The organism is Labrenzia sp. THAF82, assembly GCF_009363435.1.
Classification (GTDB): domain Bacteria; phylum Pseudomonadota; class Alphaproteobacteria; order Rhizobiales; family Stappiaceae; genus Roseibium; species Roseibium porphyridii.
Genome location: NZ_CP045354.1, coordinates 139,301 through 161,587, shown reverse-complemented (window position 1 = coordinate 161,587; position 22,287 = coordinate 139,301). Strand labels below are relative to the sequence as shown.

Below are 22,287 nucleotides of genomic sequence, written 5' to 3'. Positions count from 1 at the left end.
TGATGCCATTGCAAATGAATCGCGAGGTTTTCATCACCTGCGCGGTAACCGGATCCGGCGGCACGCAAGACAAATCACCTCATGTCCCTCGCAGCCCTGCTCAGATTGCTGAAAGCGCAATTGACGCTGCCAGGGCAGGGGCGGCAATTGTCCATTGTCATGTCCGGGACCCGGAAACAGGAGCGCCCTCCCGGCGGCTGGATCTTTACCGGGAAGTGACGGACCGCATTCGCTCTGCTGAGGTGGATGTCGTACTCAACCTGACCGCCGGAATGGGTGGCGACATTGTATTCGGTTCAACTGAAGCGCCTTTTCCGGTCAATGCAGAAGCAACCGACATGATCGGTGCTGCGGAACGGATGGCCCATATCAGGGAATGTTTGCCGGAAATCTGCACACTTGACTGCGGCACGATGAACTTTGCCGAAGCCGACTATGTCATGACAAACACGCCCGGCATGCTGCGTGCCATGGGTTCCATGATGACGGAATTGGGCGTGAAGCCGGAAATCGAGGCTTTTGACACGGGTCACTTGTGGTTTGCCAAGCAACTGGTTGAAGAAGGAACGCTGACGTCACCGGCTCTGGTGCAACTTTGTATGGGTGTGCCGTGGGGCGCTCCCAATGATCTGAATACATTTATGGCCATGGTCAACGCGATCCCCAAAGACTGGTCCTGGTCCGCATTCAGCCTCGGCCGCGACCAGATGCCGTTTGCTGCAGCTTCTGTGCTGGCTGGCGGAAATGTGCGCGTTGGGCTTGAAGACAATCTCTTTCTGGAAAAGGGTGTTCTGGCAACCAATGCTCAACTGGTTGAAAAGGCTGCGGCCGTCATTGAAGGCATGGGCGCTAGATTGATCGGACCTGCCGAGGTGCGGGACAGATTGGACCTGACACTGAGGGTACCGGCATGAAGGCCGCAATCGTTGGAGGTGGCGTCATCGGTGGCGGTTGGGCTGCGCGTTTTCTGCTCAACGGCTGGGACGTTGCCGTGTTCGACCCGGATCGGGAAGCTCAACGCAAAATCGGCGAAGTGATCGAGAATGCCCGCCGCAGTCTTCCCTCTCTTTATGACAGATCTCTGCCCGAAGAAGGGCAACTGATATTTCACGCAAGTCTCAGCGACGCCGTTCAGGGCGCTGCCTGGATACAGGAAAGCGTCCCGGAGCGGCTGGAGTTGAAACACAAGGTGCTTGGAAATCTGACGGACCTTGCTCAGTCGGATGCGGTCATCGGATCCTCAACGTCTGGCTTCAAACCGTCTGAGCTGAACCGCGATGGCGGCCGCGCAATTGTCGCTCATCCGTTCAATCCGGTTTACCTGTTGCCGCTGGTGGAACTCGTTGGCGAGAAGTCCGAAACAGAACGGGCGGCAAACATCCTGCGCGACATTGGCATGTTCCCGCTGATCGTTCGCAAGGAAATTGAAGCCCACATTGCCGATCGATTGTTGGAGGCTGTCTGGCGGGAAAGCCTTTGGCTCGTAAAGGACGGGATTGCGACAACTGCGGAAATCGACGAAGCCATCCGTATGGGTTTTGGCTTGCGCTGGGCGCAGATGGGGCTCTTTGAAACCTATCGGGTTGCGGGAGGAGAAGCCGGCATGAAGCATTTCATGGCTCAATTCGGACCCGCGCTGGAGTGGCCCTGGACAAAATTGATGGATGTTCCGGAATTCACGGAGGACCTTGTCGATCTGATCGCAGGTCAATCCGACACTCAGTCCGGGCATATGTCGATCCGCGAGTTGGAGCGGCTGCGGGACGACAATCTCGTTGGTTTGCTGCGGAGCTTGAAGAAAAGCGGAAGCGGTGCGGGAGGGGTCATTTCTTCTCACGAAAGCGCATTGCCGCAATCAGTATCCGCAACGCTTCCGATCACGGGTGACCGGCAAATCCCGCAGAGCTGGACCGACTACAATGGTCACATGAACGAGGCGTACTATCTGGAAGCGGGCGCGGCAGCCACAGACCGTTTTATGGAGCTGATTGGAGCAGATGCCGACTACTTCGCCGCTGGGCAGAGCTACTTTACCGTTGAGAATCACCTTCGATATCTGGACGAGCTGAAAGAGGGTGAGCGCCTCATCATCACGACACAGGTTCTTGAGGGCGAAGGCAAGAAAATGAAGTTGTTTCACTTTCTGAAAAACGTGGACGGCAAGCTCGCGGCGACTATGGAAACATTGCTGCTTCACGTTGATCTGAACTCACGGTCGAGTTGCCCTCCTGGAGCGAGTGTCGCCTCCAGGCTGGGGACATTTGCAGCAAAGCACAAGAACCTGCCGCTGCCGGAAGGTGCAGGTCGCTATGTGGGACAACGAAGCCAGGTTGGATAGCGCTGCTCACTGGCTCTGAATGATTTATCCTTGCATTCCGATGCATCTGCTGTCCGACTGAGCGGCGCGCAACAGTCAGGAACACCAGATGACATCCGAGTTTGCTGGAAAGAGGGTACTCATCACCGGCGCAGCCAGCGGGTTTGGCAAGCTGCTTTCAGAAAAACTATCGGCACAAGGTGCCGAGTTGGTCCTGGGCGACATTGATAACGTACGTCTTCGCGATGTTGCCACAAGTCTGACCGGCGCCGATAGGTTCGTGCGCTGCGATGTCTCGCAGGAAGAGGACGTTAAGGCTCTGTGTGCGCTGGCACGCGACACATTCGGTGGTTTGGATCTTGCAGTTAACAATGCCGGATTTGCTCCACCCATGAAAAGTCTTCTGGAAACGAGCGAAGAGGAATTCGACCGATGCTATTCGGTCAATGCCAAGGGCGTTTTCTTTGGAATGAAGCACCAGATCCCTTTGATGCTCGACCAGGGAGGGGCGATCTTGAATGTGGCCTCGGTCGCAGGATTGAGCGCTGCTCCGAAGCTTTCGGCATATGCGGCGTCCAAACATGCGGTCGTCGGACTGACGCGAACCGCCGCTGTTGAGTTCGCGCGCCGCAACGTCCGTATCAACGCTGTATGCCCGTTTTTCAGCCCGACGCCGCTAATGACCGAAAGCGGTTTTGCAGACCATGAGGACTTTCTGGCGGCAGGTGTACCGATGAAGCGGCTCGGCGAGCCGGTCGAAATAGTGGAAACGATGCTGTCGCTGCTACGGCCTGCCAATTCGTATCTGACCGGTCAGGCGATCGCTGTCGATGGCGGCGTACTCGCGCTTTAACAAAGTTTCAGGCTGCGGCGCGTCTCTTCCTTACGCCGCAACTCGACTTTGTTTTTGAAGGCGGTTCCTAGCCGACAATGAGTTGTTTTAGTTGAAGCGCCTCGTATTCGAGCTCGTTCAGCCTGTAGTTGACGACGTCCCCAATGGTCACAATGCCGACGAGATTGCCGTCGTCGATTACCGGCATATGCCTGAAGCGTCCCTCCGTCATCTTGCGCAGGACAGTTATCAAGGCGTCGTCAGGGTGGCAGACTTCCACATTGGTGGTCATGACATCCTCAACCTTTTGAGCGAGCGTTTGACCGGGGGTTTCCGCCAGCTTTCGGACGATGTCGCGCTCAGACAAAATGCCTTGCAGGCCGCCTTCGGAGTTCTTTACCACCAACGCGCCGATTCGCTTGTCGCGCAACATCTCGACGGCTTCATGCAGTGTGTTTTGCGGACGAAGCGCGAAGAGGTCGTTGCCTTTTGACGCAAGTATTTTGCCGACGGTCGCCGTTTCCTTGGTGGTGTTTGTACTGGAGGACTGGCTATGTGTCGTAGCCTGCTGCTTGTCTTTTCGGCTCGGGGCCTGATAAGAGCTTGGCATGAGATTGGCTCCTTCCTGTGGGTCCGGCAATAACGCATGACACAGCCTAACCGAAACAAATCGGCCTAAGGAACTCTTCAATTGCAAGATTTGTTTCTAACACCCATGACCGCGACGATTTTTTTCGTACTGGCATGCCTCGCGGGGTACCAGTACCGCCGTGTCTGGGTGAAAGAAGGACCGCGATGGAAATTGTGGTTGTTTGGAATAGTCGCGGCGACTTGCCTAGCGATCGTGGCTTTTATTCCGGTCTCAGCCTGACACTTGAGGTCTTGTGTCAGGCTTCCTTGTTTGCCAACATCTTGCGAGCCCTCGGGCAAGCCAGACGTTCTCTGAGTGGACTGTTCGGATCGATTTCCTTGTTGCAGACCAGACAGTGATCCGCGTCGGCGATCGCATTCAGTCCGCCGCAGCTGCCCTTGATTGTCTTGCCAGAGAAAATTACGCCAATCGCCATGCCGACGATGACGGTAATCAGCAACACAAACGCTAAAACAAAGGTCAGCAAGGTCTTGGCCCGATCAGATGTTATGCCTGCAATGCGGTAAAGCGATTGCTTGTGGTTGCGATGAAGTTCCCGTCATCCGCGTCACTGCCACGATCAATGAACATGACGGCGAGGTCACGCTGATTCGCAAGTTCAAGACCGCGCTCGGTCCCTAGTGCCAACATAGCGGTGGACCAGGCATCGGCAAGCATCGTGTTTTCGGCAAGAACCGTCACCGAGGCAGTCCGATGCGTGATCGGACGGCCGCTGTGCGCATCCAGGATGTGTGAATAGCGCACGCCATCCTGTTCGAAGTAATTTCTGTAGTCGCCGGAAGTTGCCATGCCAAGATTGGAAACGCTGGCGATTTTGTAGGCTTGGCGGTTGTGCGCATCAGGTGATTCGATGCCGATTTGCCAATCCAGGCCGTCCGCGTTGCGGCCGGAAACATAGAGGTCGCCGCCGATTTCAACCATGAAATCGGTCAGTCCGAAGCTCCTGACAACCTTTGCCATCTGGTCGACCCCATAGCCCTTGCCGATGGAGGGCAGGTAGATACGCGCTGCTGGATCGCTTTTGCTGAGCTGGTTTCCGTCAACGTGCAACGCCTGGCTCTTGCCTGCAGCTTCAACTGCTTTGGCAAGCTTGTCCGGGTCGGGTTGCGTATTCTTGTGACCACCTTCAGCGCCAAAACCCCATGCCTCGATGACAGGTCCCAACGTGATATCAAATTGGCCGCTGCTTGCCTGATTGACGTCCTTGGCAGCCTGAACGACCATTGCCAGATCCTTTGACACGGTCAAAGGCTGCGTTGAAGTCAGGGAATTGAAACGGGAAACCTCGGATTTGGGATCCCAGTTCGACATTTGGGCGTTTACGTTCAACAGGCTGTTTTCGATTGCGCGTTGCAACTCGTCCTTGTCGACAGCGCGATCATGGTCTAGAGCCGTCACCGAGTAGTTCGTACCCATCGTTGATCCCGTCAGCTCAACGACCTCCAAACCGCCCTTACAGGCAGCAAGAGTAGTGAGCGACATCAGGATGAAACCCCGTCGGGAGAATTTGATGTGAGTTGGCACGATAACAGCCTCCGATCGGTCACTTGCGGCGATTGCCGACTTTCTATGGGCGCTTTTCATCGGTTCTGGAGTACGATTCAACAAAAAAATGTAGCTAATTGGCAAATTAGTCCTTTTTACGGGCGCAAAAACGTAGGATACCGCGTTTTGTCGAATTCTGGAGGCCAGATGCGTGCAAAGCTATAAGCTCAAAAAAGGTCTGGATCTACCTGTGCAGGGGGCACCGGATCAACAGATCAGCGAAACTCGCGAAACGAGCACGGTCGCGGTCATTGCTGCGGACTACATTGGTCTGAAGCCGAGACTGCTTGTTCAGGAAGGTGATGTGGTCGCCCTCGGCGCACCGCTGCTTTTCCACAAGGACACACCTGACGTGATGGTCGTGTCGCCCGCATCCGGCCGAGTAAAGGCCGTCAACCGCGGTGCGCGCCGCGTCCTTGTCAGTGTCGAAATCGAGGTCGACAAGGCAGCGGCCGAGCCAGTTGATTTTTCCGGTATCGGTGATGCGACGACTCGCGAAGGTCTCGTTGAGCGTCTGTGCACCTCTGGACTCTGGACGTCCTTCCGCACGCGACCATATTCGAAAGTTCCGGCATCGGATGCACGCCCGGCGGCGATTTTTGTCAATGCAATGGATACCGAGCCGCTTTCGCCGGATCCGGCAGTGGTTCTTTCTGAAAAGGCTGCAGCCTTCGCAAAAGGTCTCGAGGCGGTTGCGTCACTAAGCGATGGACGCACCTATCTGTGCTGCGAGACCGGCGCCAATGTTCCCGGTAACGATGTGGCAGGAGTTGAAACCGTCGGGTTTTCGGGTCCTCACCCGGCCGGATTGGCTGGAACACATATCCACTTCCTGGATGTGCCGACAGCGGAAAAGGCCGTCTGGACGATTGGCTACCAGGACGTGATTTCCATTGGCCGTCTCCTTGAAACAGGTCAATACGACCCGGAAAGGGTCGTTGCCCTCTCCGGTCCTCGGTGCAGCAATCCTCGTTTGATTCGCACGGTCACCGGCGCTTCTATGGTGGAGTTGTCGGAAAACGAACTCACTGGGGATGATCCTGTCCGACTTATATCGGGTTCCATCCTCAGCGGCCGCCTTGGCGAAGGGCCAAGTGCGTATCTGGGGCGTTACGCGCGGCAAATCACTCTGATTGAGGAAGACCACAAACAGATCCCGATGGGCTGGATCCGTCCGATGCCATCGAAATACGCCTTGCAGCCGGTTCTAGGATCCGCCTTTTCCAAGAAACTTTATGCGTTGACCTCAAACTTGAACGGTGGCCGCAGAGCCATGGTGCCCCTGGGCACATTCGAAGAGCTGATGCCACAGGACTTCCTGCCGACACAGTTGCTGCGTGCGCTGCTGGTGATGGACACCGATCAGGCTCAGGCGCTTGGCGCATTGGAACTGGACGAGGAAGATCTGGGACTTGTGGGATTTGCCTGTCCGGCAAAATATGAATATGGCATTGCCTTGCGCGACTGCCTCACGAAAATTGAGAAGGAGGGCTAGAGTTGGGCCTTCGCAGCTTCTTCGACCGCATCGAGCCCTATTTCGTTAAGGGCGGCAAATACGAAAAGCTCTTCCCCGTCTATGAGATGGTGGAAAGTTTCATCTATACGCCGAAGACGGTCACCACCGCCGCGCCGCATGCCCGCTCTTATGTCGACATGAAGCGGATCATGACCTACGTGGTCATCGCTACAATCCCATGCATTCTGGTTGGGCTCTACAACGTTGGCTTTCAGGTCAATTCGGCCATTGCCATATATGATGCGACCGGCTGGCGGGCCTGGATCATGGAGGCCCTCGGGATTGGCTTCAATCCGGCCAACCCCTTTGCCAACTTCATGCACGGTCTGCTCTATTTCCTGCCGATTTACATCACGACGCTCGTGGTTGGCGGGATTTGGGAAGTGATCTTCGCGACGGTGCGCGGGCATGAAGTCAACGAGGGTTTTCTCGTAACTTCCATGCTCTATGCGCTGATCTTGCCGCCTTCCGCACCGCTCTGGCAGGTCGCGCTGGGGATCTCTTTCGGCGTGGTCATTGGCAAGGAAGTGTTTGGCGGAACCGGCAAGAACTTCCTCAATCCGGCGCTAACGGGTCGTGCCTTCCTTTATTTCGCCTATCCGGCGCAAATGTCCGGTGACACGATCTGGACACCGGTCGACGGGTTCTCAGGTGCAACGGCTTTGTCAGTGGGGGCTTCGGACGGTTACCTGCAGCTCGCGGCGCATGGCATGACCTGGTTTGATTCCTTCATTGGCATCATACAAGGCAGCATTGGCGAAACATCCACGCTTGCCTGCATGATAGGTCTTGCCTTCCTGCTGATTACCAAGATTGCCAATTGGCGTCTCGTTGTCGGCTGTCTGGGCGGGATGATAGCCTTTTCGACGCTGCTCAACCTGATCGGCTCGGACACCAATCCGATGTTCGCAATGCCCTGGTATTGGCATCTTGTCGTCGGTGGGTATGCGTTCGGCCTGGTCTTCATGGTCACAGAGCCGGTGTCCGCGTCTCACACCAATCTCGGCCGCTATATCTACGGGGCCTTGATCGGATTTATGGTGGTGATGATCAGGGTTATCAATCCGGCTTTCCCGGAGGGTATGATGCTGGCCATCTTGTTCGGCAATGTTTTTGCGCCGCTTATCGATTATTTTGTGGTGCAGGCGAACATCAAACGCAGGGCGAAACGAAATGCCTGAAGACAACGGACAACAGGGCGACCGTCCAAACAAAGGGTTCGTCCGGCGTTTTCTGGACATGCCGGCGGATTCCGTTCCCAAGACTGTTTTTGTTGCTGTCACACTGTGTCTTGTTGCATCGATGGTCGTCTCCGCAACGGCCGTCTCTTTGCGTCCGATTCAGGACGTCAACAAGCTCAGGGACAAGCAGATCAACATTTTGCAGGTCGCTGGCGTCTACACCCCAGGTGAGAACATAACCGAAGCATTCAGTGCCTTCGAGCCGCATGTTCTTGACTTGGCAACGGGCGAATTCACGACCAAGTTCGATCCCGCAACATTCGACGATCTTGCCGCCGCCGATGATCCCAAACTCAGCCGTGCGCTGACGGACGACCCGGCAGGCATTGGCCGCCAATCGAATTTCCGGACCATCTATCTGCTGCGCAAGGATGACCAGTCAATCGACAAGATCATCCTTCCGGTGCATGGCTACGGGCTCTGGTCGACGCTTTATGGTTTCGTTGCACTGGAAGCCAACGGCAACGATATTTTCGGCCTTCAGTTCTATCAGCATGCAGAGACCCCCGGGCTCGGCGCCGAGGTGGACAATCCGCGATGGAAAGCCTTGTGGAGCGGCAAGAAACTGACGGATGACAATGGCGATCTCCTGATCACGGTGGCCAAGACAGCGCCGCCAGCGGGAGAGGAATACCATGTCGATGCGCTGGCAGGCGCGACGCTGACTTCGGTCGGTGTGGACAATCTTGTGCGGTTCTGGATGGGCGAAGATGGCTATGGCCCCTTCCTTGCCAATGTAAAAGCAGGAGCGATCTGATGGCGCAGACCAAGAGAAGCATGCTGATCGATCCGTTGGTCGACAACAATCCGATCACGCTGCAGGTTCTGGGCATCTGCTCAGCTCTTGCCGTGACCTCGTCGCTTCAGGTGGCGCTGGTCATGTCCATTGCGGTGACCCTGGTGACAGGGTTTTCTTCAATGTTTATTTCGATGCTGCGGAACCACATTCCGGGTGCAATCCGGATCATCGTCCAGATGGTGATCATCGCGTCGCTCGTGATCGTCGTGGACCAGGTCCTCAAGGCCTATGCTTATGAAATCTCCAAGACGCTGTCCGTCTTTGTCGGTCTGATCATCACAAACTGCATCGTCATGGGCCGCGCGGAAGCATTCGCCATGAAAAACCCACCGGTTGCCTCCTTCATCGATGGTGTGGGCAACGGGCTGGGTTACGGCCTGATCCTGATGCTGGTCGGCTTCATTCGTGAACTGTTTGGCGCCGGCAGCCTGTTCGGCATCACGGTGCTCCCAACAGTCAACAATGATGGGTGGTACGTTCCCAACGGTATGCTGCTCTTGCCGCCGTCCGCATTTTTCATCATCGGCCTGCTTATCTGGGCGTTCCGGACCTGGAAGCCTGAACAGGTTGAAGAGCGTGAATACAAGATCCAGGTGGTGGACGCACACTGATGGAACAGCTGGTCTCTCTTGCCGTAAAGGCGATCTTTGTCGAAAACCTTGCCTTGTCGTTCTTTCTCGGCATGTGCACGTTCATCGCGGTTTCCAAGAAAATCTCCACGGCCATCGGCCTTGGAATTTCGGTCATGATCGTTCAGGCGATCACGGTTCCGGCGAACAATCTGATCCTGACATATCTGCTGGCCCCAGGAGCACTTTCCTGGGCCGGTTTCAGCGATGTCGACCTCACCTTTCTCGGCCTGATTTCCTATATCGGGGTGATCGCCGCGCTGGTTCAGATCCTGGAAATGGTGCTCGATAAGTATTTCCCGCCGCTCTACAACGCTCTTGGCGTCTTCCTGCCGCTCATTACAGTGAACTGTGCCATTCTTGGCGGCTCGCTCTTCATGGTCGAGCGGGACTACGATTTTACCGAATCGGTCACCTACGGGCTCTCCTCCGGGTTTGGTTGGGCACTGGCAATCACCGCGATGGCCGGCGTTCGGGAAAAGCTGAAATACGCCGACATTCCCGACGGCCTGCAGGGCCTGGGCATCACCTTCATCACTGCCGGACTGATGGCGCTTGCCTTCATGTCTTTCAGCGGCGTCAAACTGTAACGGGAGCGCCTTGTGGCAACATTCGGATTAGGCATCCTGCTCTTTACCCTGATCGTGCTCGCGCTTGTCACGATCATTCTGGCCGCCCGCTCGAAGCTCGTCTCTGTGGGCAATGTCAACATCAGCATCAACGGCGAAAAGACCATTTCGGTTCCGGCCGGTGGCAAGCTGCTGCAAACTCTGGCTGAGCAAAAACTCTTCGTGCCGTCTGCATGCGGCGGCGGTGGCACTTGTGCCCAGTGCCGGGTGAAGATTTTCTCCGGAGGCGGTTCAATCCTGCCTACGGAGGAAAGCCATATCACCAAGCGCGAAGCGGCCTGCGGTGACCGTCTGTCATGTCAGGTGGCGGTGAAGCAGGACATGGTGATCGAAGTTCCCGAAGAAGTCTTCGGGGTCAAGAAATGGGAATGTACCGTTCGTTCGAACGAGAATGTTGCCACCTTCATCAAGGCGCTTGTGCTGGAGCTTCCCGAAGGCGAGGACGTCAATTTCCGCGCCGGTGGATATATTCAGATCGAAGCGCCCTCGCACCATCTTAAATACACGGATTTTGACGTTGAAGACGAATACCGGGAGGACTGGGACCGCTTCAACCTCTGGCAATATGAATCCGTTGTCGACGAGCCGCTCGAGCGCGCCTACTCCATGGCAAATTACCCGGAAGAAAAGGGCATGATCATGCTCAACGTCCGTGTGGCTTCACCGCCGCCGGGATCGGAGGGCATCCCTCCCGGGAAAATGTCGAGTTACATATTCAACCTGAAACCGGGCGACAAAGTCACAATTTCCGGTCCTTTCGGCGAGTTCTTCGCCCGCGAGACCGAAAAAGAAATGATCTTTGTTGGGGGCGGTGCCGGCATGGCACCAATGCGCAGCCACATTTTCGATCAGCTCAAGCGGCTGAAGTCAAAGCGCAAGATTAGCTTCTGGTACGGCGCCCGTTCGAAGCGAGAGATGTTCTTTGTTGAAGACTTCGACACGCTTGCTGCCGAAAACCCGAATTTCGAATGGCACGTGGCCCTCTCGGATGCGCTGCCGGAAGACGACTGGAAGGGCTATACCGGCTTCATCCACAACGTCCTCTTCGACGAGTATCTCAAGAACCATCCGGCACCGGAAGACTGTGAATTCTATATGTGCGGGCCACCGATCATGAACCAGTCCGTCATCAATATGTTGCTGGATCTGGGTGTGGATCGGGAAGACATCATGCTCGACGACTTCGGCGGCTGATCCAAGGTGGATCTGAATTGTCCGAGAAAATATGAGAGCCGGCCAATTGTGTTTTGGCCGGCTTTTTACGTTCAGGTGTGCGAAAAGGTGCGGTATCAGGAAGTCAATCCAAGCATCCTGCGGATCTGTTCCTGGTCGGTTCCTGCGCCGGCAAAATCATCGAAGGCTTTGTCCGTCACCTCGATGATGTGACTTTCAATGAACGGTGCGCCTTCTGCAGCACCTTGTTCGGGCGATTTCAGGCAGCACTCCCATTCCAGCACCGCCCAGCTGTCATAACCATGTTGTGCGAGCTTGGAAAAAATGCCTGAGAAATCGACCTGACCGTCACCAAGGGAACGGAACCGGCCGGCCCGGTTGACCCAACTCTGATAACCGGAGTAAACGCCCTGCCGGCCATCTGGATTAAATTCCGCATCCTTCACATGATAGGCGCAGATGCGCTCGTGATAGATGTCGATAAACGCCAGATAGTCCATTTGCTGAAGCAGGAAATGAGATGGATCGTAGTTGATCTGGCAGCGTTTGTGACCGCCTAGCGCGTCTAGGAACATCTCGAACGTCGCCCCGTCGAAGACATCTTCACCGGGGTGGATTTCGTACCCGACATCGACACCGTTCTCTTCATAGACATCAAGTATCGGCTTCCAGCGGCGGGCGAGTTCGCTGAAAGCTTCTTCGATCAGACCGGCGGGGCGCTGTGGCCAAGGATAAAGATAGGGGAATGCCAACGACCCGGTGAAGCTGACGGAAGCATCAAGCCCAAAACGACGACTTGCGACAGCCGCCTTTTTCATCTGATCAACCGCCCATTCCTGTCGCGCTTTGGGATTGCCATGAACGTTTTCCGGCGCAAAACCGTCAAAGGCAAGATCGTAGGCTGGATGGACCGCCACAAGTTGTCCCTGCAGGTGGGTGGAAAGTTCAGTGATCTCGACACCGGCATCCGCGCAGATGCCTTTTACCTCGTCACAATAGGTCTCACTTTCGGCTGCCTTGTCGAGGTCGAACAGCCGGCCATCGAAAGTTGGGATCTGAACACCCTTGTAACCGAGGTCGGCAGCCCATTTGGTTATGGCGGGAAGTGAATTGAAAGGTGCTTCGTCGCCTGCAAATTGTGCCAGGAAAATCGCTGGTCCCTTGATCAGTCCGGCCATGGCTGCCTCCCTAAGTTATAGATCTGTCGTTGTGACGTCCGTTTAGCGTGACGGTCCTTTCCGTTCCGCAGATGCGGCCCAGAGGTTGATGTCAGCTTCACGCGTCGTAGCTGCTATTTCGTTTAGTTCTGCGTCCGTGAAATCGAGATTTTCCACAGTGCGGACACAGTCTCTGACCTGTTCGGCACGGCTCGCGCCGATAAGAGCCGTTGTGACTTTTCCGTTCCGCAGAACCCACGCAATCGCCATCTGCGCAAGGGTTTGGCCCCTTCGTTCCGCAATCGCATTGAGCGCCCTGATTGTCTCAATATTCTCGTCGCTCAAAAACTGGCTTTTGAGAGATTTGCCCTGCGTTGCCCTGCTGTCTTCAGGGATCCCGTTCAGATACTTGTTGGTCAGCATGCCCTGGGCTAGTGGCGAAAAGGCGATGGAGCCGATGCCGAGCTCGTCGAGCGTGTCCAGCAAACCATCCTCTTCCACCCAGCGGTTGATCATCGAATAGCTCGGCTGGTGGATCAGGCAGGGGGTACCCAGCTCTTTCAGGATCGCGGCAGCCTCTCGCGTGCGCTTGGAGTTGTAGGACGAAATGCCAACGTAAAGGGCCCGCCCGGACCGCACGATGTGATCGAGTGCCATCATCGTTTCTTCCAGTGGTGTGTCCGGATCGAACCGGTGGGAATAGAAGATGTCGACATAGTCCAGCCCCATCCGCTTCAGAGACTGGTCGCAGGAGGCAATCATGTATTTGCGGCTGCCCCATTCCCCGTAGGGTCCGGGCCACATGCCATATCCGGCCTTGGACGAGATGATCATCTCATCTCGATAAGGTGCAAAGTCGGTTCGCAGTATTTCTCCAAATGCGCTTTCGGCAGACCCGGGCCTTGGGCCGTAATTGTTGGCGAGGTCGAAATGCGTGATGCCAAGATCGAAAGCCGTACAGGCAATATCCCGCTTGAGCGCATGTGGTGTGTCTTCACCGAAATTATGCCAGAGCCCGAGTGAGATCGCCGGCAGCTTCAGGCCTGATTGGCCGCATCGGCGATACACCATGTTGTCATAGCGCGAGGGCGCCGCAGTCCAGGTCATTTGATTTCCTATCAGATGAGAAGGTCCTGTGCCGCTTGTGGATCGAGGGCAGCAGGACGGTCGCAGGTGGTTGCGACATCAATAAACTGCCCACTCTCGCCCGATGCAAGGATTGACGTCATCACATCGACGGCATGCAGGGAAAATTCCAGAGAGCAACGGTGTGGGCGGCCGGCCAGGATCGCCTGCGCCATGTCGGCAAGTCCCGCAGTACGATAGTTTGCATTGCTGCCGTCATTTGCCTTTGAAAACGGATGGTTCCAGGCATCCGCCATATTCACGTAAGCACCCTTCTCGGTCATCCGCACTTCACCGCCGAAAAAGTTCGGGTCCGGCACATGCAGTGTCCCGCCCAGGCCGTAAAGTTCCATGTTGGAATGACCATGCTGCCAGACGTCCCAGCTGGCGCAATACGTGATCTGAGCCCCTGAATGAAATTGCATCACAGCATGGATCGTGGTGGGCGTTTCCACCTTGATCTTGTCGCCATGACGGGGTTGTGAGGTGATCGTCCGATATTCGGATCCGGACGAACTCATGGCGCAGACCCGTTTGACCGGACCGAGCAACTGAACAAGATTGGAAACGTAATAGGGCCCGAGATCGAGGATGGGCCCGCCGCCCGGCTGAAAGAAGAAGTCTGGGTTCGGATGCCACATTTCCATGCCGGGGCTCTGAACGAAGCAGGTGCCCGACGTGATTTTGCCGACTGCATCGCTGTCGACAAGGTGTCTGGCCAGCTGGTGCGCGCCGCCCATGAACGTGTCTGGTGCAGAGCCGACGCGCAAGCCCTTGTCCTTGGCAATCGACGCGAGCTCCTGTCCTTCCGACACATTCAGCACGAATGGTTTTTCGGAATAAACGTGTTTACCGGCATCCAGGATCTTTTTTGAAACATCAAAGTGCGCGGCAGGAACCGTCAGGTTGACGATGATATCGATGTCGTTCGCCGCAAGCAGCCCGTCGACCGTCTCTGCTCGCAGATTGAATTCATCTGCACGCGCCTTTGCAGCCGCCTCGTTGATGTCGGCGCAGGCGCGCACTTCGATGCCCCTGAAAAGCGGGGCAAGGCGCATGTAGGCAGCCGAGATATTTCCGCATCCCAATACGCCGATGCCGAGTGTCTTACTCATGATAATTCCTTAAAATGTGCGGAATGCTTCGATGGAGCGGGCGGCAAACCGATCGACGTCCGATGGCTTGTCGTGCTCAATGATGAACAGATCGGCGCCGGCTGTCCGCAACGCGGCCATGATGGCCTTCCAATCCATGGTTCCCTGACCGACATCGGCCCAGCCGTCTTCGTCAGCGCATTCGCCTTCAGGAGCGATGTCCTTGACATGCGCCGTGGTGATGCGATCGGCGTATTTCGAAATCCAGGCCAGAGGATCCTGACCGCCTCGGACGATCCAGGCAATGTCGGCTTCCCATTCAATGGAAGGTGCGGCTTCAAGCAATATGTCCATCGGCAATCTGCCGTCGTCACAGGTGACGAATTCGAAATCATGATTGTGCCATCCGAACCGCAGACCGGCGTCCCGGATTTTCGCGCCAATGGCTTCAAGACGCTCGCCGACCGATTGCCAGTGTCCTGCATCGGCAGTCCGTTGTTCGGGCGGCAGGGCAGGACAGAACAGGCGTTCCATGCCGAGTGTCTTGGCAGTTGCGATGACCTTGCCGATGTCATCGTCGAACTGCTCCATTGGAAAGAAATGCCCGGACGGCATGCTCAAGCCTGTTTTGTCTAGCAGGTCACGGCAGGCAGCTGGATCCTCGTAAACACCCCCGAAGCCCTCGACCTTGGTATATCCAAGCTTGGCCAGGCGTTCAAAGACACTGTCCCAAGGGGTGAATTCGCGTGCAGAATAGAGCTGGAATGAAACATCCATGAGTGTTTTCCCGATTTGAGATTAAGAATCTGGCTCAGATTCTGATTTCGTTATTTTTGCTGAATATGTTTGCGCGTTTGGGATCGAACCCGATGTTGATTGTGTCGCCATTTTTGATGTTTGCCTGTCCGTCCATTCGCACCCACAGGGTATGGTCCAGTGCATTGACGCGTGCGAGGGTGTCGGATCCGAGGGGTTCGACGAGTTCGACGGATGCGTTCATGCGCACGGGGGCGTTTTGTGCGGCATCGCCTGAGCTCATGTGTTCGGGTCGAATGCCGAACCATGCAGGTTCCGGGGCGGGGCTGGTTTCCTTGAACTGATAGTCGTTCAAGGGGACGGTGAGTGTGCCGTTTGTGAAGCTGTAGGCTCCGCCGTCGGCTTTGAGTTCACCCTCGAAGAAGTTCATGGTGGGCGATCCGATGAACTCGGCCACGTATTTGCTGGCCGGGCGATTGTAGATCTCGTTGGGCGATGCCAGCTGCAGAATGCGTCCGCCGCGCATGATGGCGATCCGGTCGGCCAGGGTCATGGCTTCGATCTGGTCATGGGTGACGTAGATCATGGTGTTCTTCAGCTTCTGGTGCAGCTGCTTGATCTCGACCCTGAGGTCGGCCCTGAGCTTTGCGTCCAGGTTTGAGAGCGGTTCGTCGAAGAGGAAGACATCGGCATCGCGCACCAGGGCCCGGCCGATGGCCGCCCGCTGTCGCTGGCCGCCGGACAGGGCCGCGGGCTTGCGGTTGAGCAGGGGCTCGATCTGCAGCACCTTGGCGGCGCGGTTGACCCGTTCCTCGATTTCCGCCTTCGGCAGGCCTGCATTCTTCAGGCCGAAGCTGAGATTGCCGGCAACGGTCATCTGGGGGTAGAGGGCATAGGACTGGAACACCATGCCGATGCCGCGCTTTGAGGGCTCTTCCCAGGTGACGTTCTTGTCGCCGATGAAGATCTGGCCGCCGGTGACATCGAGCAGGCCTGCGATGCAGTTGAGCAAGGTGGACTTGCCGCAGCCCGAGGACCCGAGCAGGACCAGGAATTCGCCTTTGCCGATCTCCAGGTTGAGATCCTTCAGCACGTCCAGGTGTCCGAAGCTTAAGGCGAGGTTCTTGACGGAGATACTTGTTTCCATTGTTTTCTCGTTAGCCTTTGACCGCTCCGGCGGCGATGCCGCGGACGAAGAGTTTGCCGGAGATGAAGTAGATGGTGAGGGGAACAAGGCCAGTGAGAATGGTGGCGGCCATGTTGACGTTGTATTCCTTCACCCCCTGGGTCGAGTTGACGATGTTGTTGAGCTGCACCGTCATCGGATAAAGGTCCGGCTTTGTGTAGATGACGCCGAACAGGAAGTCGTTCCAGATGCCGGTGACCTGCAGGATCATGGCGACGACGAAGATGGGCAGGCTCATGGGGACCATGATGCGGAAATAGATGCCCCAGAAGCCAGCGCCATCGACGCGGGCGGCCTTGAAGAGTTCCTGCGGTACGGAGGCAAAATAGTTGCGGAAGAGCAGGGTCAGGATCGGCATGCCGAAGATGGTGTGCACGATGACCAGGCCTGTGAGACTGCCGTAAAGACCGACCTCGCGCAGCATGATGACGATCGGATAGATCATGACCTGATAGGGAATGAAGGCCCCGACGATCAGGATGGTGAAGAAGGTCTCCGAGCCCTTGAAGCGCCAGTTGGCGAGCGCATAGCCGTTGATCGAGGCGATGATGATCGACAGGATCACGGACGGAATGAGAATGCGCACGGAGTTGAAGAAGCCGCGCGACAGGCCGTCACAATTGAGGCCGGTACAGGCTTCGGCCCAGGCCTTGACCCAGGGCTGGAAGGTAACCTCGACCGGGGGCGAGAAGATGTTGCCGAGACGGATCTCGGGCATGCCCTTGAGGGAGGTGACGACCATCACGTAAAGAGGCAGCAGATAGTAGAGCGAGACGACGATCAGCGTGCCGTAGATCATGATGTTGCGGCGGGACAGGACGCGCCGGGGTTTTGGACCTGAGGGGCCGGAAAGATATGCAGTATCAGCCACGGCGCTTGCCTCCGAATTCGAGATAGGCCCAGGGAATGACGATGATGGCAACGGTGAGCAGCATCATGGTGGAGGCGGCAAAGCCCTGTCCGAGGTTCTGGGACAGGAACATGGCGTCATAGACGTATTTGGCTGGCACTTCTGAGGAGATGCCGGGTCCGCCGCCGGTCTGGGCGACGACCAGGTCATAGACCTTGATGATGCCGGAGGCGACCAGCACGATGGCGGTGATGAAGATGCCGCGCATCATCGGGATGACGATGAAGATATAGGTCTTCCACATGGGGATGCCGTCAATCTTGGCGGCCTTCCAGATGTCCTCGTCAATGCCGCGCAACCCGGCCAGCATGAGGCACATGATGAGGCCGGTACCCTGCCACAGTCCGGCAATCAGAATGCCGTAGATGACGATGTCGGGATTGTAGAGCGGGTCGAAGGCAAAGCTCTCCCAGCCCAGGCTGCGCACGACATGCTGGATGCCGAAATCCGGATTGAGGATCCACTGCCAGGCAAGACCCGTGACGATGAAGCTGAGCGCGAAGGGATAGAGCAAGATGGTGCGGAAGGTGTCCTCAAAGCGGATCTTCTGATCGAGCAGGGCGGCCAGAATGAAGCCGATGAGGAGGGAGAAGACGAGGGAGAAGCCGCCATAGATGGCCAGGTTCTCGATCGAGATCAGCCACTTGTTGCTGCTCCACAGGCGTTCATACTGGCCAAAGCCGATAAACTTCTCCCGTGGCAGCAGCTTGGAATTGGTGAAGGAGTAGAGAACCGTCCAGGCGGTTCCGCCGATAAAGACCACCAGGGCGGTGACAATCATCGGAATTGCCGCCACCTTGGCACTCAAGTTGCGGTGCCATCTGGCTGGGCCTGAGGGTGCGGCCATGCCTGTCTTCCTTGTCCCGTAAAAGCCTGCTTGCAGTGTTCCAGAATTCCCTGCGCGCAGAAACTGCGCGCAGGGCTGGAGGACGCCGATGCCGTCAAGCCCTGTTGACGGAACCGGCGGAGCCCGTTGTGCGGATCAGTCGGCGTTGGCGACGATCGAGGCGAACAGCTTCTGAGCGTCTTCAGCCGACATGGACGGGTTGTTGAAGAACTCGACGAACAGGTCGTTGACCTGCTGGTTGCTGTCAGCAGACATCAACTGGTCGGTGCCCGGAATGATGTTGCCCTTGGCCAGGATCTCAAGGCCCTTGCGCATGCAGTCATTGGCAGCCGACAGATCGACATCGCCGCGCACCGGCAGGGAACCCTTCTTCAGGTTGAAGGCAACCTGTGTCTCCGGGGAGATCATGACCTTGGCGAGTTCAGCCTGGGCCGCGGAGATCTCCGGATCGTCCACCTGCGGGAAGTAGAAGGCATCGCCGCCGGTCTGGATCACTTCATTGACGCCAAGGCCCGGCAGGCAGGTGTAGTCCTTGCCGGCGACCTGGTTGGCCACCTGGAACTCACCCTGGGCCCAGTCGCCCATGATCTGGCCGCCGGCCTTGCCGGTGATGACCATGTTCGTGGCATCGTTCCAGTTTTGAACGTTGGAATCCTTGGCCATGTCGCGGGCTGTTGCCGCGGCCTCAAAGACCTTGGCCAGTTCCGGGCCGCCAGCAAGGTCGGCATCCTTGTCGCCGAACACCTTGGTGTAGGTCTCCGGACCTGCGAGCGCAGTCAGAAGGGTCTGGAAGGCGAGGGTGGTCTGCCAGGGCTGCTGGCCCATGGCGAGCGGCACGACGCCGGCTTCCTGCAGCTTGGGCGCAGCGGCGACAAACTCGTCCCAGTTGGTCGGCACGGCCAGGCCGTTGTCTTCAAAAACGGCATTGTTGATCCACAGCCATTGCGGCGAGTGAATGTTGACCGGCACGCAGTAGATCTTGCCGTCAAGCGTGCAGCTGTCGAGCAGGCTGGAAGGACGCACGATCTCCGCCCAGTTGCCTTCCGCCGCCACATCGCTGAGGTCGCGCATCAGGCCGGCTTCCACAAGCTCTTCTGCCTGACGGCCGTGGTTGAACTGCGTCGCGCCCATCGGATCGCCGCCCGTGATGCGGCTGATCATGATCGGACGCGCCGTGCCGCCGGAACCGGCAATCGCACCATCAACCCACTTGTTGCCCGTCGCGTCAAACGCCTTCGCAAACTCTGCAACAGCGGCAGCCTCACCACCTGATGTCCACCAGTGCGTAACTTCCAAATCCGTCGCGTGGACGGCAGTCGCCGCGCACAGTGCGGTGGTTGCTGCAAATACAGCGTGTAGTGCTTTCATAGTCTCCTCCCATCGAACCTTCGGCCCGATTTTTCAATTGATGCGGCCTCCACCGCAATTGTAATCGATTACAGAATTGTGTATCTCTCATGTAATCGATTACATTTATCATTCTCGGGAATGCCGCTCGTGTCAACCCGGAATGTCGGTAAGTCGCAAACAAAAATCGGGAGGCAGCATTGGCGCAGAAGCCCATCAGAATTCGAGATGTTGCCAAAAGGGCCGGAGTTTCAACGGCAACGGTCAGTCGAGCACTCAGCAATCCCGAGCTTTTGACGGAGGCGACGCGGGAAACAGTTTTCAGGGCCATTCGCTCCACCGGTTACCGCGTCAATCGGGCCGCAAGGAGCCTGCGAACGCGTCAGGCCGGGGCGGTTCTTGTTCTGGTTCCCAACCTCGGAAACCCGTTTTTTTCGCAAATACTAGCCGGTATCAGCGAAATTTTCGGCGAAAGCGATCTTTCTGTTTTGATTGCCGACACGAAAGATCATGCAACGGCGGGAAAGCGCGTCGTCGACTATTTTCTGGATTCTCAGATTGATGGCATGATTTGCCTGGATGGCGCGCTGTCAGACGAGGAAATTCGGCAGTTCGAAGAAAACGGAGTGAACGGCAGGATTGTGTTTGCGTGTGAATGGAAGCACGGAAGCTCTCTGCCGTCGGTACGAAGCGACAACAACCAGGGTGCCAGGTTGGCGGTCAGGCACCTTTATGAGCTAGGGCATCGGAAAATCGCGCATGTTACCGGCCCTCAGGACAATGTTCTGACGCATGTCCGGCGAGAGGGCATGCTGGCAGAAAGAGCTGAACTCGGCTTGCCGGTGCGGGATGAATGGATCATTCGGGGCGACTTTTCTCTTGAGTCAGGCCGGTCGGCGGCGGAAAGGATCCTGTCTATGGAAGACAGGCCTACGGCCATATTCTGTGCCTCGGATCAGGTCGCCTTCGGATTGATTTCAACACTTAGGATGCACGGCATGAAAGTGCCGGAAGACGTATCCGTCGTCGGGTTTGATGATATCGAACTTTCAGAGTTCTATGTTCCTGCACTGACCACGGTCAGGCAGGATCGGCATGCTTTGGGAACCAGTGCCGCCAGATTGCTCCTGGAGTGTATTCACGCAGACGGTGCAATCTCAAATAAACACTCTGGACCCGTCATGATCGACGTGAACCTTGTCGTCCGTCAAAGTGCAGCCAGTATTTAGCGTGAGACAAGTATTCAAGCTTGATCGCATGACGCGTCCAATTGTCTGTAACTTAATGAATTTTACCAAGCCCAATAAGTAGGCATTCATGCAAGGACCCAAACAAATCGATACACGCAATAGTATAGTGTGGGTTGTATGACTTGTTTGACTAATTTGTGACAATCGCGAAATCTGTTGTCTGTACAGTAGTTTTCAAGCCAATCGATCGAAATTCTATCAATAGAGTTTCAAATCGTATGTAAAATTGCGTCTTAACTTTATAGATTAACAGATTAGAGATTCACAAAGTGATTGTAGCAATTTGAGCTGCTAGGAAAAAATGACCTATCGGCAAATAATGCCTAAAGAAAATTCAAGAATTATGAAATATTGACTACCTGAATATTAATACAAGCCAATTTAAATACAGGTTAATTGTAACTTGTAGCAGGGTTTTAGTGTTTGATTAACTTGAACGTGGCATTCTAGATAATACAAACTCAATTTGGTGGAAAAAATGCGGATCTCTTTCTTCTGCTTCGTTCTTTCGCTTTCTGTTCTCCTTGTTCAATCGCCTCCCACTGTCGCTCAAACCGCACTCAGTGTCGTCGGCACCGGGGATGGCTTGGAAATGTTGCGCGAAATGGGAGACGGCTTTTCAGAAGCCCATCCTGAAATCGAACTCAGTATCCCGCCAAGCATTGGTTCCGGTGGTGGCATAGCGGCCGTCAGTTCCGGTACTGAAAGGCTGGGGCGGGTGGCAAGGCCCCTGAAGGACAGTGAGATTGAATACGGTTTGGTCTATCTGCCGATTGCCAAGATACCAAGCGCCATATTCACCCACCCCTCGACTGGAGTTGAGGCTCTTTCAAGTGAAGATCTGGCAAATCTCTATGCTGGCAAGGTCACCAACTGGTCGGAACTCGGCGGCGCGGATCTTCGTGTACGGCTTGTCAGGCGCGAAGATGCTGACAGCACGCTCCAGGTGCTGCGCAATACAATGCCGGGCTGGAAAGACCTGACATTTTCGCCGCGATCCAAAACAGCCCTGACAACACAGGATGCCATTTCGACAGCGCGCGACGTCCAGGGCGCGATTGCCTTTGGGCCCTATTCCCGCCCGCTTGAAGAGGGGCTGAATGTCCTGAAAATCGACGGCAACCATCCAACGGATGAGACCTATCCAAGTGCGGTGACGCTTGCACTCATTTATAAGGATGGCGCTCTGGATAGTGAGATGAAGACCTTCATTGACTTCAGCCAATCCGATCAGGCGCACAGTCTGATTCGAAACTACGGTGGAGTGCCGGTGTCTAACTAA

General features: G+C 56.0%; 22 protein-coding genes. 11 read left to right on the top strand and 11 right to left on the bottom strand.

The features are described 5' to 3' along the window. Positions 1-2 precede the first annotated feature (2 nt). The 3 genes from FIV00_RS00705 to FIV00_RS00695 all read left to right on the top strand — a co-directional run bounded on the left by FIV00_RS00705 (position 3) and on the right by FIV00_RS00695 (position 3,170). Positions 3-914 carry a 3-keto-5-aminohexanoate cleavage protein gene (locus FIV00_RS00705; protein WP_152504053.1) on the top strand — a complete coding sequence of 304 codons (912 nt, stop codon included), beginning with the start codon at positions 3-5 and terminating at the stop codon, positions 912-914. Then, positions 911-2,338, top strand: a complete 1,428-nt coding sequence (locus tag FIV00_RS00700; RefSeq protein WP_152499018.1) for a carnitine 3-dehydrogenase — start codon at positions 911-913, stop codon at positions 2,336-2,338. The genes FIV00_RS00705 and FIV00_RS00700 overlap by 4 nt, the downstream gene beginning before the upstream one ends. Positions 2,339-2,426: 88 nt before the next feature. After that, positions 2,427-3,170, top strand: a complete 744-nt coding sequence (locus FIV00_RS00695; protein WP_152499017.1) for an SDR family NAD(P)-dependent oxidoreductase — start codon at positions 2,427-2,429, stop codon at positions 3,168-3,170. Between the two features lie 67 nt (positions 3,171-3,237). Here the strand turns inward: FIV00_RS00695 and FIV00_RS00690 are convergent, their stop codons facing one another. The 3 genes from FIV00_RS00690 to FIV00_RS00675 form a co-directional block, all read right to left on the bottom strand. After that, entirely contained in the window at positions 3,238-3,759 is a 522-nt protein-coding gene (locus FIV00_RS00690; RefSeq protein WP_152499016.1) for a CBS domain-containing protein, read from the bottom strand. Positions 3,760-4,036: 277 nt separating this feature from the next. Further along, on the bottom strand, positions 4,037-4,267 hold the full coding sequence (nqrM, locus tag FIV00_RS00680) for a (Na+)-NQR maturation NqrM (RefSeq protein WP_152499014.1): 231 nt from the start codon (positions 4,265-4,267) through the stop codon (positions 4,037-4,039). 20 nt (positions 4,268-4,287) lie between these two features. Beyond that, positions 4,288-5,283, bottom strand: coding sequence for an FAD:protein FMN transferase (locus tag FIV00_RS00675; protein WP_247649317.1), 996 nt, complete (start codon positions 5,281-5,283; stop codon positions 4,288-4,290). Between the two features lie 214 nt (positions 5,284-5,497). Between FIV00_RS00675 and FIV00_RS00670 the strand changes: the two genes are divergently transcribed. From FIV00_RS00670 to nqrF, 6 genes are read left to right on the top strand one after another with little or no spacing between them, the layout of a single operon-like run. Next, a complete protein-coding gene (locus tag FIV00_RS00670; protein WP_152499012.1) occupies positions 5,498-6,841 on the top strand; it encodes a Na(+)-translocating NADH-quinone reductase subunit A in 1,344 nt (447 codons plus the stop codon). A gap of 2 nt (positions 6,842-6,843) precedes the next feature. Then, positions 6,844-8,043: an NADH:ubiquinone reductase (Na(+)-transporting) subunit B gene (locus FIV00_RS00665; protein ID WP_152499011.1), complete on the top strand. Its 1,200-nt coding sequence runs from the start codon at positions 6,844-6,846 to the stop codon at positions 8,041-8,043. Next, positions 8,036-8,860 carry a Na(+)-translocating NADH-quinone reductase subunit C gene (locus FIV00_RS00660; protein ID WP_152499010.1) on the top strand — a complete coding sequence of 275 codons (825 nt, stop codon included), beginning with the start codon at positions 8,036-8,038 and terminating at the stop codon, positions 8,858-8,860. Before FIV00_RS00665 ends, FIV00_RS00660 begins: the two co-directional genes overlap by 8 nt. Beyond that, the gene (locus tag FIV00_RS00655) at positions 8,860-9,513 is read left to right on the top strand and encodes an NADH:ubiquinone reductase (Na(+)-transporting) subunit D (protein ID WP_152499009.1); all 654 of its coding nucleotides are present in this window, start codon (positions 8,860-8,862) and stop codon (positions 9,511-9,513) included. Before FIV00_RS00660 ends, FIV00_RS00655 begins: the two co-directional genes overlap by 1 nt. Then, positions 9,513-10,121, top strand: coding sequence for an NADH:ubiquinone reductase (Na(+)-transporting) subunit E (nqrE, locus tag FIV00_RS00650; RefSeq protein ID WP_152499008.1), 609 nt, complete (start codon positions 9,513-9,515; stop codon positions 10,119-10,121). The genes FIV00_RS00655 and nqrE overlap by 1 nt, the downstream gene beginning before the upstream one ends. Positions 10,122-10,133: 12 nt before the next feature. Continuing rightward, a complete protein-coding gene (gene nqrF, locus FIV00_RS00645; protein ID WP_152499007.1) occupies positions 10,134-11,354 on the top strand; it encodes an NADH:ubiquinone reductase (Na(+)-transporting) subunit F in 1,221 nt (406 codons plus the stop codon). A 95-nt stretch (positions 11,355-11,449) separates the two neighbouring features. On the opposite strand, the gene FIV00_RS00640 is transcribed toward nqrF, so the two are convergent. The 8 genes from FIV00_RS00640 to FIV00_RS00605 all read right to left on the bottom strand — a co-directional run bounded on the left by FIV00_RS00640 (position 11,450) and on the right by FIV00_RS00605 (position 19,776). Continuing rightward, the gene (locus tag FIV00_RS00640; RefSeq protein WP_152499006.1) at positions 11,450-12,511 is read right to left on the bottom strand and encodes a sugar phosphate isomerase/epimerase; all 1,062 of its coding nucleotides are present in this window, start codon (positions 12,509-12,511) and stop codon (positions 11,450-11,452) included. Positions 12,512-12,553: 42 nt separating this feature from the next. Next, positions 12,554-13,597 (bottom strand): L-glyceraldehyde 3-phosphate reductase, encoded by a 1,044-nt coding sequence (gene mgrA / locus FIV00_RS00635; RefSeq protein ID WP_152499005.1) that lies wholly within the window; start codon positions 13,595-13,597, stop codon positions 12,554-12,556. An 11-nt stretch (positions 13,598-13,608) separates the two neighbouring features. Beyond that, on the bottom strand, positions 13,609-14,730 hold the full coding sequence (locus tag FIV00_RS00630; protein ID WP_152499004.1) for a Gfo/Idh/MocA family protein: 1,122 nt from the start codon (positions 14,728-14,730) through the stop codon (positions 13,609-13,611). Between the two features lie 9 nt (positions 14,731-14,739). Beyond that, positions 14,740-15,486 (bottom strand): sugar phosphate isomerase/epimerase, encoded by a 747-nt coding sequence (locus FIV00_RS00625; protein WP_152499003.1) that lies wholly within the window; start codon positions 15,484-15,486, stop codon positions 14,740-14,742. A gap of 34 nt (positions 15,487-15,520) precedes the next feature. Next, positions 15,521-16,612, bottom strand: a complete 1,092-nt coding sequence (locus tag FIV00_RS00620) for an ABC transporter ATP-binding protein (RefSeq protein ID WP_152499002.1) — start codon at positions 16,610-16,612, stop codon at positions 15,521-15,523. 10 nt (positions 16,613-16,622) lie between these two features. Beyond that, the gene (locus FIV00_RS00615; RefSeq protein ID WP_209006944.1) at positions 16,623-17,450 is read right to left on the bottom strand and encodes a carbohydrate ABC transporter permease; all 828 of its coding nucleotides are present in this window, start codon (positions 17,448-17,450) and stop codon (positions 16,623-16,625) included. Positions 17,451-17,514: 64 nt separating this feature from the next. Beyond that, on the bottom strand, positions 17,515-18,408 hold the full coding sequence (locus FIV00_RS00610) for a carbohydrate ABC transporter permease (RefSeq protein WP_152499000.1): 894 nt from the start codon (positions 18,406-18,408) through the stop codon (positions 17,515-17,517). 135 nt (positions 18,409-18,543) lie between these two features. Continuing rightward, positions 18,544-19,776 (bottom strand): ABC transporter substrate-binding protein, encoded by a 1,233-nt coding sequence (locus FIV00_RS00605; protein WP_152498999.1) that lies wholly within the window; start codon positions 19,774-19,776, stop codon positions 18,544-18,546. A gap of 179 nt (positions 19,777-19,955) precedes the next feature. On the opposite strand from FIV00_RS00605, the gene FIV00_RS00600 reads away from it, so the two are divergent. Both FIV00_RS00600 and FIV00_RS00595 read left to right on the top strand, forming a co-directional pair. Continuing rightward, positions 19,956-20,984, top strand: coding sequence for a LacI family DNA-binding transcriptional regulator (locus FIV00_RS00600; protein WP_152498998.1), 1,029 nt, complete (start codon positions 19,956-19,958; stop codon positions 20,982-20,984). Between the two features lie 499 nt (positions 20,985-21,483). Further along, a complete protein-coding gene (locus FIV00_RS00595) occupies positions 21,484-22,287 on the top strand; it encodes a PstS family phosphate ABC transporter substrate-binding protein (RefSeq protein WP_152498997.1) in 804 nt (267 codons plus the stop codon).